Genomic DNA, 11,994 nt, shown 5'->3' on the forward strand with positions numbered 1-11,994 from the left:
GAAGCTGCTGCGCCAACCACAACGTGCAGGCTTCGGCATCTAGGAGATCGTTAAGGGGAAAGTCAATCATTCCCTAAGCTTACCCCTGGCGATGCAAACTGACTACACATGAGCCGAAATGTTTTCACCCTTTTGGCCCTCGGCATGGCGATGACACTGCTTGAAACCTATCTGCAAGAATTGCGCACGATTCGCGCGTCTGGTGCGGCGACCAAAGAAACCTCGTTCTATCCGGCGTTGCTCAATCTGTTGAACGCCATCGGCCAGGACAAAGCGTTGCAACCGCACGTGCGCTGTGTGTTGACGCCGAAAAGCAAGGGCGCGGGCATTCCAGATCTGGGCTTGTTCACCGCGCGCCAGTTACAAAAGGTCAAAGACGACGCGCAGTTGCTCAACCTGCCGCCCGAACGCGGCGTGCTTGAAGTCAAAGGCACCAGCGCCAATGTCGCCAAGATTGCCGAGACCGAACAGGTCGCTAAATACCTCAAACAATACGGTCAGGTGCTGGTGACGAATTACCGCGACTTCCGGCTGCTCGGACGCGATGCCGCCGGTCAAGCTATCACGCTTGAATCGTTCCACCTCACCGAAAGCGAAAACGCATTTTGGCAAGCGCCCAGCGAAACCATCAGCCAGGCCAAAGGCGAACGCTTCATCGAATACCTGAAGCGCGTGATGTTGCATAACGCGCCGCTCGACAAACCCGCCGATGTCGCGTGGTTTCTGGCTTCGTATGCGCGCGACGCCAAAGCGCGCATCGAAGGCGCGGGCTTGGGCGCGCTCAAAGTTATCCGCGATGCGTTGGAAGAGGCGCTGGGCGTGCGCTTCGAGGGTGAAAAGGGCGAGCGGTTCTTTCGCTCGACGCTGGTGCAGACGTTGTTTTACGGCGTCTTTTCGGCGTGGGTGCTCTGGCACAAACAGAACCCGAAGCGGAAAGAGTTCGATTGGTATTCGTCCGCGCGTTATTTGCGCGTGCCGATCTTGCGTAAGCTCTTCCATCTGATTTCGGAGCCAGGGCAGATGGATGAGTTGCAGCTTTCGGAAACGCTGGATTGGGCGGCGGCGGCGCTCAATCGCGTCAACCGCGCGGCCTTCTTCGCCAGCTTCAATGAGGGCGAAGCGGTGCAGTATTTCTACGAGCCGTTTCTCGAAGCCTTCGACCCGCAATTGCGCAAGGAGTTGGGCGTTTGGTACACGCCTGCGGAAATCGTCCAGTACATGGTCGCGCGCGTTGACACGGTGTTGCGCACCGAACTCGGCATCGCCGATGGCTTGGCCGATGAGCGCGTTTATGTGCTCGACCCGTGTTGCGGCACGGGCGCATATCTGGTCGAAGTGCTCAAACGCATTCACCAAACCTTGCAGGAACGCGGCAGCGATGCGCTGACGGCCAATGATTTGAAGAAGGCGGCGACCGAGCGTGTCTTCGGCTTCGAGATTTTGCCCGCGCCGTTCGTGGTGGCGCATCTGCAATTGGGCTTGTTGCTGCAAACGCTGGACGCGCCGCTGGCCGACAAAGCGCACGAACGCGCGCAGGTTTATCTGACCAACGCGCTGACGGGTTGGGAGCCGCCCAAGGGGCCGAAGAAGCAGTTGCTGTTTGCCGAGATGGAAGAGGAACGCGACGCCGCCGAGACGATCAAACGCGAGAAACCGATTCTGGTCGTGCTGGGCAATCCGCCATACAACGGTTATGCGGGTTTGGCCGTGACCGAAGAACGCGCCTTGACCGACGCTTACCGCACGATGAAACGCGCGCCCGCGCCGGAAGGCCAGGGCTTGAATGATCTTTACGTGCGCTTCTTTCGCATGGCCGAACGGCGCATCGTCGAATTGAGTCAGGAAGGCGTGGTCTGTTTCATCTCGAATTATTCGTGGCTGGACGGGCTGTCGTTCACGGGGATGCGCGAGAAGTATCTGGAATCGTTTGACCGCATCTGGATTGATTGCCTGAACGGTGACAAGTACAAGACCGGCAAGCTGACGCCGGAAGGCGCACCCGATCCGAGCGTGTTTTCGACAGAATGGAATCGGGAAGGCATTCAGGTTGGAACGGCGATTGGCTTGCTGGTGCGGAAGACGCAGCACAAGGAATCTGAGGCGTTGCAGTTCCGGCATCTGTGGGGCAAGCACAAACGGCAAGGGTTGCTGGAAAGTGCCGAGCCGGATGGTATTTTGCATTATCAAAGTGTCGCGCCGATGGTGGAATTGGGCTTGCCGTTTGTGCCATTGCAAACAGCAAAAGGCTATGCGGAATGGGCGTTGTTGCCCAATTTGTTTCCGACGTCGTTTCCCGGTGTAAAGACAAGCCGTGATGATGTGGTCGTAGACATTGACCGTGAACGGCTGGTGCAGCGGATGGAAACGTATTTTGATCACTCTGTCAGCCACGAAGAGATGCGCCGCATTGCACCGGGTGTGATGGAAAATAGCGCGCGCTTCAAAGCTGAAGCTGTTCGCGACACCTTGCGCAAACGCGGCTGCTTACCTCAGAACATTGTCCGTTACTGTTACCGGCCTTTCGATGTGCGTTGGCTGTATTGGGAACCAGAGACAAAGCTGCTTGATGAAAAACGCACCGAATACTTCCCGAATGTTTACCCGGGCAATCTGTGGCTGAGCGCAGGCCAACGCAATCGCAAAGAAGATTTCTACCAACCGCAATTCACGGCGCTGCTTGCCGATCATCACATTGTTGAATCAAACGTCGGGATGTTTCCGCTCTACTTGGCTGCCCGTCGAGAGAAGGTTTCGCTTTTCGATCAGGAAGGAACAAACGAGCCATCGGCCAATCTGACCGAACAAGCCAAATCCTATCTTTCGCAACTCAGCCTCGGGCCTTCTGAGCTTTTCTATCACACCATCGCCACCCTCCACGCATTCGCCTACCGCACCGAAAACGCCGGAGCCTTGCGGCAAGACTGGCCGCGCATCCCGTTGCCCGCCACGCGCGCAGCCTTGCTCGCTTCGGCGGAGTTGGGCCGCCAAATCGCCGCGCTGCTCGACACCGAAACACCCGTGCCCGGCGTCACCGCTGGCCCGCTGCGGCCCGAACTCCGCACCATCGCCGACATCACCCGCGCGGGCGGCGGCAAGCTCCATCCTGAAGACGGCGACCTGGACGTGACCGCCGGTTGGGGCCACGGCGGCAAAGGCGGCATCACCATGCCCGGCAAAGGCAAACTCGTGCTGCGTGAAGCGACGCTGGAAGAAGCGTTCGTAGTCCCGCCTTCAGGCGGCAAGCTTGAGGACGCGAACACGCCGCCTGAAGGCGGGACTACGAACATGACCTGCGATGTGTATCTGAACGACGTGGCGTACTGGCGCAATGTGCCGGAGCGCGTGTGGGACTACACGATCGGTGGGTATCAGGTGATGAAGAAATGGTTGAGTTACCGCGAACGCGCCTTGCTGGGACGTAGGTTGAAACCGGAAGAAGCCCGCGAAGTCACGCAGATGGCGCGGCGCATCGCGGCGATTTTGCTGCTGGAACCGGCGCTCGATGCGAACTATCAAGTGGTCAAGACGGCGACGTATGTGTGGCGCTGAGCGGCGTAACGAAGCCCTGAAAGGGCGTCATTCAATAGCCCAGGGCAACGCCCTGGGTAGCGGCGAAAAAATGAGACAAGCCCTGAAAGGGCGCAATTCTGATCCGCAATTGCGCCCTTTCAGGGCTTGAAAATTTCTCGGTACTCGCACCCAGGGGCGTTGCCCCTGGCTATTGAATTGCGCCCCTTTGGGGCTTCACTGCGTAAAGGCTAATCGCTTGCCGCTGCCAATTGACGTGCTTGTGCCAGCGGCAACGTAATCTGGAAGCTGGTGCCTTCGCCGACTTTGCTTTGTACGTCCATGTGGCCGCCGTGATCCTGCACGATGCCGTAGCTGACGGCCAAGCCGAGGCCGGTGCCTTTGCCGATCTGTTTGGTGGTGAAAAACGGGTCGTAGATTTTGGCGAGGTGTTCGGGGGCGATGCCGCCGCCCGTGTCGCGGAAGGTTACCAGCACGCTGTCAATTTGCTCTTCGGTGGCGAGTTCCAAACGCCCGCCATCGGGCATGGCGTCGCGGGCGTTGAGGATCAGGTTCATGAACACCTGTTGCAACTTGGCCGCGTTGCCGAGCGCTGGGGGCAGTTGGTCGTCGTAAGCGCGGGCGACTTCGATTTGGGTGTTGCGCAATTGGGCTTCCAGCAATTGGATGGTGTCGTCGAGCACGCGGTTCAAATCTACGGGCGCTAAGCGGGCGTCGCTGACGCGGGAGAAATTGAGCAGGTTGTTGACGATGGCGGAGGCGCGCGAGGTTTGGCGGTGAATCTTTTCGAGCAGCAACTGGCGCGGGTCGCCGACGGGCATTTGCTGCATCAGCATCTGCGAATAGGACGAGATGCCGGTGAGCGGCGTATTGACTTCGTGGGCGACGCCGGCGGCGAGCAGACCGATGGATGAGAGCTTGTCGGACTGTTGCAACTGGACTTCGAGTTGGACGCGTTCGGTGACGTCTTCGATGGCGACGAGGGTGCCTTCGATCTCGGAGGTTTTGCTTTGCAGCGGAGCCATCGAAAGATTCAGGATCAGTTCGCGGTCGTCTGCCGAGCGGGTGCTGAATTTGTAGATGTTGATCGTTTCGCCGCGCTGGCCTTCGCTGCGCGCCATCATTTCGCGCAAGGTGTCGAGCACATCGGGTTGGAAGACTTCGGTGATGCGTTGGCCGATGGCTTCGGCGCGTTTCAGGCCGTAAATCTCTTCGAGCGCGCCGTTCCAGTTGGTGACACGTCCGGCCAGATTGATGACCATCACGCCGACGTTGATGGATTCGATGATGTTCTCATTGAATTCTTTGAGCCGCGCGAGTTCTTTGGTGCGTTGCGCCTGTTCTTCCAGTAGTTGCGCGTTTTCGATGGCAACGGCGACGTAGCCGGAAATCGCGCGCAGCAATTCGATGTCTTCGGACGAGAGCAGCGCGCCATCATTCGTGCGTCCCAGGGCGATGACGGCCACGATGCGCGCACGGGCGGCGCAGGGGACGAAGTAACTCAGGGCGCGGCGGCGCGAAGGGAAGGCGAGGCTGTTGGTCGAGCCGGGTTCGTATTCGGTCTCAAATTCGTCTACACGGGCGATGCCATCGGTCAGGCTGCGTTCGCGCAACGTCTCGACGAAATCGTCGGGCAAGGCGAGTTCGCCGGAGATGCCTTCGACGCGGGCGATGCGGAAGCCGGAGGGTTGCGTCTTGTCTTCGATAAAGATGGCGAGGCGTTCGACGGCGAAGACTTCTTTCAAGCGCCGCATCAAGCTGTCGAACAAAGGGTCAAGGTCGGTAGTCGAAGACAGCGTGCGCCCGAAATCCTGCAACGTGACGCGGAAGTCATATTTCTCGCCGTAAAAGAGCCGGTCAATGCGTTCCTGCACCCAATTTTTCATGGGGGCGAAGAGCATCGCCAGCGCCGACATCGTGATCGCCGCAATCAGGAAGGTCGTCGCCTGGGATTGCAGCAGCGGGCTAATGAATTGATAGATGCCCGCCATCACTGAACCAAACAGCAGCGCGACCGAGAGCGTGGCGATGATATACGCCGCCGAACGCCGCACCACGACATCCACATCCATCAAGCGATACCGCACGATTGAATAGCCCAGCGTGAGCGGCACAAACACCAGCGGGAAAATCGCCAGGTATTGCAGCGGCCCGGCGACTTCTGCCGGTTGGCTCAACCAGGCGGGCAAATAGAGCAAGGCAAAGGCCGTGGAGGCGATGCCGATGCCCCAGACGACCCATTTCAATTGCTGCCGCACGACGATGGCTTGCGCTTGCCGGAAGGTGCGGATCAGCAACGCACAACTGAGCAGCAAGCCAATGCCGAACAGAAATATCTCGATGGTGTTGAGCGACTGGCGAATGTTGCCGGGGGAAAGCTGCGCGAACCTGCCCAAGCGGCCAAAGCGCAACCAGATTTCGCACAGGATCAGCAACGCGGCGGGCGCGTAAATCAATCCCGCCAGCCAGCGGCGCTGCGTGAAGAGGTGATAGCGCGACGGATAGATTGCCGAGAAATGAAAGAAGGCTGGCGCGAGCAAGAGCAGCGCCACGGCATCGGCGAAATCTACGGCCTTGTCGAATTGCGTGCGCAACTCTTCGGTCGGGCTGTAAAAGTGGACGATAAAGGCGAGCAGGCAGATCAGGAAGAAATGCGTGACATAGGGCGCGCGGCCTTGTTGCAACAGCACGTATGCGCCGATGCCCAGATAGATCAGGCCGATCAAGGCCAAATAAAGATCGCGTCCCGTATGCGTCGGACGCGGGTCGAGCCGGTCGAGATAAGCGACGCCTTGTTTGATCGGGTAATTTTCGCGCACGACCAGGTAGCTCAGCCGGTAGCCGTCTTTGATCTGGTCTTTGACTTGATCGAGGTAAATTTGAACTTGGTGGGCGCGCTGAATTTCGTCAAAAGCATCGGTGCGTGGGTCGCACATACCCTGACAGATGCCCGCCAGGATGTCGCCCGGGCGTACACCCGCGCCGAAGGCCGGGCCTTTTGGGTCAACGCTTTCGGCGACAATGCCGTTTTGCGCATGGTCAATCCAGATGACGCCATCTGTCGGCACTTCTTTTTGGGTCACGCGATCACGCAAATTGAACGCGCCGCCAATCAACGCCAAGGCGGCGAGAAAAAGCAGCAGCAGCATGCGCGTCGTTACCCTGTTTGTGCCTGGTTGCGGAGTCACTCTTAGCGTTCTCGATTCTTATTTCAACCTGCTCGTATTGCTCAAATACCTGCCAAACGTGTGAGGGCACCGTGGCGAAGACCAACTCTGTGAGGGCCAAACCGATGAGGGCCAAGCCTGGGAAGGGAAGCCAGCGATCAAAGTTCGACTGATTGCATTCACAAAGGCAACTGCCATTCCCCGCCTGTTGGCCGTGTGCTCTCGGTTCAAATCAGCCGGTTTTGCCTGGTTGCGAATAACTTCGCCCGCACTTTGCCAAGTCAGGGTGTACAGCTCTTCAGATTTTTGGACTGCGTTCCGAGAATTCGGATAAATGCCAAAACCCGTGTTTCTACCAGCGAAAAGCCAAGCCGCCGCGCACCGTGCGTTGCGCGCGTGCCGCCACGATTTGTGCGACGCCATCATCTGTGCCGAGCGATTGGTTGAGCAGGTTGCGCACATCCACCAGCGCCTCCCAACGCAAGGGCAAGCCGAAATTAGGCAGTTCCTGCGTAACATAGATGTTGATGTTCGGATCGTACACGCTCATCCGGCCCGCAAAGGGATCAATTGCGAAGACCACTGCGGCGGGCGAGAGGCGCACGACCGTCGAAACCCGCGTGCCGGTTTTCTGCGCAAAATCCAAATCCAGTTTGGCCGTGGCAACCTGGAAGAACCCGTTGTTGAAGAGCCGTCCGGGCGTCAGCGTTTGCAAGTCGTGGTTGCTAAACCGCGCACCGTAGCCATAGCTGTAACCCACCGCCGCCGTCACGTGTTCGTTGAAATGCCGGGCATACATCAAACGCGCACCCCGCGCCGCGCCATTCATCGCGGCCACCTGATGCGCGACCTGCTGTATGGCGGCCTGCGTTTGGGGCGAAGCTTCGAGCGGCAAGGCCAACACGCCCACGCCGTGGCCGGAGACGATGTCATAAAAGGCCGAAGCTTCGAGCGAAGCCGCGCCGTTTTCAAAAATACGCTCGACGCCCATCTCAAAGCGGCGGCTGCGATCCAGCACCGGGTCAGCGGCAAAAGCCACTTCGTTGGTCTGCGTTTCAAACGGCGCGTTCAGATTTTCAGTGGAAAAGCTTTCGGTCGAATTGTTTTGGCTGGTGCGTGGCGTCATCGCGGCGCTCATACGCCATTGGGCCGTCGGCGTGTATTGCAACGCGATGCGCGGCAACACGCTGTCTTGTTGTGCTGCCGCCGAACTGACAAAGCGCGAATAATCAAAGCCATAAATCACCAGCAACGGCTGAAAGACCTGCCATTCGTCCGTGGCGGAAACCGAAACCTGATCGAGCGCTTGTGGGGGCTTGATCATTGGCCCCAGCGAGGCGCGCCGTGGCACCGATAGTGGCAGCGTCGTCGCAGCCTGCATTTCGCCGTCCGGTCCCAGCCGTTTCGAAAGCATCACCTGTCCGTAACCGATGCTGGCCGTGACCTGATGATTGGCCGTCGGGCGCATCGTCGCATAGGCCGCCAAACGTTGCGGTGCCAGGTCGCCGCTGCCGCGTTGGCCGATGAACGCCATCTCCAGGTTGCCACCGAGCGTGCCTGACAAGGCGAAGTTCGTCCCAAAGAAACTCGACGCAGGGATGCCCGCGCGTGAACTGGAACCGGCGGCCAGCATCTGCACCATGCCATGCATGGCGGGACGCGGCGCCGTGAAGCTGTCGCTGACGACGGCGACTTTGCTGGTGTTGGATGGTTGATCAGCGCTGACGTCTTCGTCGAAATTCAGCACGTGGCGCGGCACGCTGCGGCCAATCCAGCGGTAATCGTCGCTGTCACCACGCTTTTGCACCAGCGTGTCGGTGCGTTTGAGTTCAAAGTTGTAGTTTTGATTGACCGGGCGCTCTAACAGAATGGGCAGCAATTTGGGCAGGAAGCCTTCGGCCGTGACGCGCAAGCGATAGGCGCCGGGCGCAATGCCCGCGCTGAAGCGGCCCAACGCGTCGGTTTTGACGCTCTTGATTTCTTTGCCGCGAAATTGTGCTTCGAGCACGGCGACGAGGGCGCCCGCCAGTGGTTTGCCCACGTCGTCTTTGACCGTGCCGGTGGCAAAGGCCAGCGTCGGCGCGGCTTCAACCATGTTCGCTGCGATGCCCAGCGAGGGATTGAGCGTAAATGTTCCCAGCACCCAACCGATCAAAAGGAAGTTGATCGTCTTTCGCATAACTGCCCGCCTTTCGTGCAATTGACCCACACCAATGCAAGGTGAAAGAGGTGAAAACTGTGCGTGCAAGCTTTGTTGCTTGGTCGTTAGCAGGAGAACGAACCAACGTGAATCAGGTTGCGCGGATTGTCCGGCATCCGCGTTGAACGTGTCAAGAAGACCGTATCGGCGCTTTGCGGCGGCGCGGCGCAGGGGCCGCCACACCATGTAAAGGGTGATTGACCGGGTGATTGAGCACCACGGTCTGTTGCGGCCCGACCATCTCGTAAGTGATCCCCCGCCAGGTAATGCGCCGCGAGAACGCCGAGGCCGTGATGTTATAGAGATAAACCAGCGAGACCAGCGGCCCAACCACCGCATACACCCAACGATAAGGCCAAAGCTGTTCGCGATTGCCCGGCAACAGGTGCGCCGCAATCGTCGCCCGCGTCCAACCCGTCATCCCGCCGAGCGCAAACGAAAAGAGCAGCAATGAGCTAAGCCAGAAATTGAAGTTGCCATGCAATGCCGCCCACGCCAGCCACAGCAGCCCGCCCCAGAACGTGAAATTGAACAGCACGTGGCCGCAACAGGTCAGCGCCCAGACACGCGGCGCATAGACGTGCGTGATTTTGATTTGCCGCGTGGTGAATTCCAGCAACTCGCGCCAACTGGCATCGGCGTGCGTGGCGACCAGACAGCCGGGCACGAATTTGATGCGCTGACCGACCTCGCGCAACGCGGCGGTCAGCGCGTAATCGTCGCTCAAGGCGCCCTGCCAGCGTTGTTTGATTTCCCATTTGCCAAAACTGTCGCGCCAGAGCGCCGTCGCGCCGCCCCAGGCCAATCCCGACTGTTCGCCCAGCAATGTGAGAATGCTGGCGTTCCAGGCCGATAACAGCCACGCGCCCAGGCCCCCCTGCACCGGCACATACCAGCGAAAGCCTGTCGTCGCGCCGACGCTGCGGTCATTCAGAGGCGCGCACAAATCCGCCAGCCAGGTGCGCGCGGGCCGGGCATCGGAGTCGGCAAAGACCAGCAACTCGGCGCGCCGGTCAATCGAATTCAACGCCTCGAGCGCCGCAATCAGGTTGTGCACTTTTTGCCCGCTCTCTATGGCTTCACCCGCCGCGATCAGCCAGGCGGCGCGGCGGCTCTGTTTGATCAGCTTGCTCAGCACGGGGTAGGCCGGATCGTGTTCACTCTCGGTGACGAAGATGACTTCGTAATCGCGGTACTCTTGCGCCAAATAGGCACGGATGTTCGTCTCGAAATCGTGTTCGAGGCCTTTGCAGGGCAGGATGACGACGGCTTTGGGTTGATGGCGTGGCGGGCGGTTGCTTTGCGGCGCGAGCGCATAGCGGGCGAAACGCATGGCGCTCACGAAGGAAAGAAAACTCTGCACAAACAACAGAACCGCCAATACGACAAAAACAGCTTCCATAACCGCAAACCACTTTCAGATCAGAGAAGGGAATAACGCAGCAATCTGCCCGCCATTGTGGGGCCTCTTGAAGGCGGGCCATTTTGCGCGAAACGTTTGCTAAACGCCAGCCGAGGCGCTCTCCACTATGCTGGGCGCGCTCACAGCGAAATCGGGCAAGCGCTGTTCGATCAATTCAGTAATGCGCACCGGCGTTTCGTCGCTCAGCGCCAACCGCTTGGCTTCCAGAATCAGGTTCGCGATGGTGGCGGCATTGTCGCGGAAGCGATTGTCGCGGGTGATCAAATCTTCGATCACGCGGCGTTCGCGTTCGGCCCGCGAGATATGTTCGCTCAAGCCAGCGGCGACGGCGTATTCGACCGGCACCGTCTGGTTTTTGAGCAGCGTGAGCAGGGGCTGAAACTCCGCGCGGATTTCATCGCGCAACTGATTGAGTTCGAGCAGCGCCGACTTGAACCCCAAATGCCCCTGCAACGAAAGCTCGACCACGGGCGCAGGCGCCTCGGTTTCGTTGGCATTGTGCGGCGTCAATTCGGCGCGCAAATAGGCGAACAGCGCTTCGTGTAACTCTTCGGGCGTGCCCTGTCCATTCACCTTAAATGTCAGCCGCTTGATCTCACGCTGGTAATAATCGCGCATCAATTGCGCCTTGGGCTTGCCGTCTACGACTTCGACCAGATACGCGCCGCGCTCGTTGAAAAATTCGTCCACGCTGCATGCTTCGAGCGAGCCAGGGTTGAACACCCAATCATCAATCGCGAACGTTTTGTGCGTATGCCCCAGCGCCAGGTAATCCACGCACGCTTTCAACTCATTGATCTTGGCTACCGGCAGCGCCGGAATCGGGCGGTTGAGCTGCCCCTCGACATCGGTGTGCAACATCATGATGTTGAAACGCCGGGCGTCGTGATGCTCGCGCATCTGATCCACTAAACTCGGCAACATCTGCCCGACCGTCGAGCCATACCAGACCGACCCAAAGACCCGCACGCCGCCGACGTCATAAAACGAACCCGTGCCTTCGGTTTCATTCCACGGCTTTAATTGCAGACCGCTTTCGTCATGCACCGGTTCCAGCAATTTCAGAAAGCCCCACTGCGACAGGCTGCGCAACCAACTGAAGCGCTGCGTCGCCTCGTGGCTGTCGTGATTGCCTTCGATGGCGATGACCGGAATGCCCGCGTCGCGCAGCTTCACTAGCATGATCATCGCGTGATTCATCGCTTGCGGCTCCACCCGCCGCGCGTCAAACAGGTCGCCCGCGATCAAGACGAAATCCACACGCTCTTGCAGCGCATATTTTTCCAAACACGTGGCCCAGGCGCGAAAGAAATCTTTGGCGCGCTCTTCCGAACGGTAGCGGCGGATGCCCAGGTGTATGTCGGCGATGTGCAGAAATCTGGTCATAACGTTTGCGCGGTACTGGATTGATGCGAGCGAAGGCGGAGTATAGCAGGTGAGTGCGGCCGCGTCTTTCAATGCGTGTAGCTGATTTTGGTAGGCGTGTTGGCTAACCGGTTCGCGGCGTCGTAGGCATAAGTCATCCCTTCGCCCGTTTCCCCGCGTTGTCGTAGTAAAACGGCTGCGTCTGCCCGTTCTCCGTCACGCTCAGGATGCGGTTGTTGAGCGGGGCTGTCGTGTAGTTGGTAAAGTAATCCAGCGTGTAAGTCGGATTCGGCCCGCCATTGCCCGTCGCC

The 11,994-nt window shown here is 59.1% G+C and carries 6 protein-coding genes; 1 reads left to right on the forward strand and 5 read right to left on the reverse strand.

Features of this window, described 5'->3' with window-relative positions; translation table 11 throughout:
- The first annotated feature begins 150 nt into the window (after positions 1 to 150).
- Positions 151 to 3,549, forward strand: coding sequence for an N-6 DNA methylase (locus tag HY011_14865; GenBank protein ID MBI3424210.1), 3,399 nt, complete (start codon positions 151 to 153; stop codon positions 3,547 to 3,549).
- A 209-nt stretch (positions 3,550 to 3,758) separates the two neighbouring features.
- Here the strand turns inward: HY011_14865 and HY011_14870 are convergent, their stop codons facing one another.
- From HY011_14870 to HY011_14890, 5 genes are all read right to left on the reverse strand, one after another.
- Positions 3,759 to 6,677, reverse strand: coding sequence for a PAS domain S-box protein (locus HY011_14870; protein MBI3424211.1), 2,919 nt, complete (start codon positions 6,675 to 6,677; stop codon positions 3,759 to 3,761).
- A gap of 370 nt (positions 6,678 to 7,047) precedes the next feature.
- Entirely contained in the window at positions 7,048 to 8,874 is a 1,827-nt protein-coding gene (locus HY011_14875) for a TonB-dependent receptor (GenBank protein ID MBI3424212.1), read from the reverse strand.
- Positions 8,875 to 9,025: 151 nt separating this feature from the next.
- Positions 9,026 to 10,297, reverse strand: coding sequence for a glycosyltransferase (locus tag HY011_14880; GenBank protein MBI3424213.1), 1,272 nt, complete (start codon positions 10,295 to 10,297; stop codon positions 9,026 to 9,028).
- A 99-nt stretch (positions 10,298 to 10,396) separates the two neighbouring features.
- Entirely contained in the window at positions 10,397 to 11,704 is a 1,308-nt protein-coding gene (locus HY011_14885) for an exonuclease SbcCD subunit D (GenBank protein ID MBI3424214.1), read from the reverse strand.
- A 133-nt stretch (positions 11,705 to 11,837) separates the two neighbouring features.
- A partial coding sequence (locus tag HY011_14890) for a hypothetical protein (GenBank protein MBI3424215.1) occupies positions 11,838 to 11,994 on the reverse strand: 157 nt, incomplete at its 5' end.

The sequence above is a fragment of the Acidobacteriota bacterium genome (genome assembly GCA_016196035.1).
Classification (GTDB): domain Bacteria; phylum Acidobacteriota; class Blastocatellia; order RBC074; family RBC074; genus JACPYM01.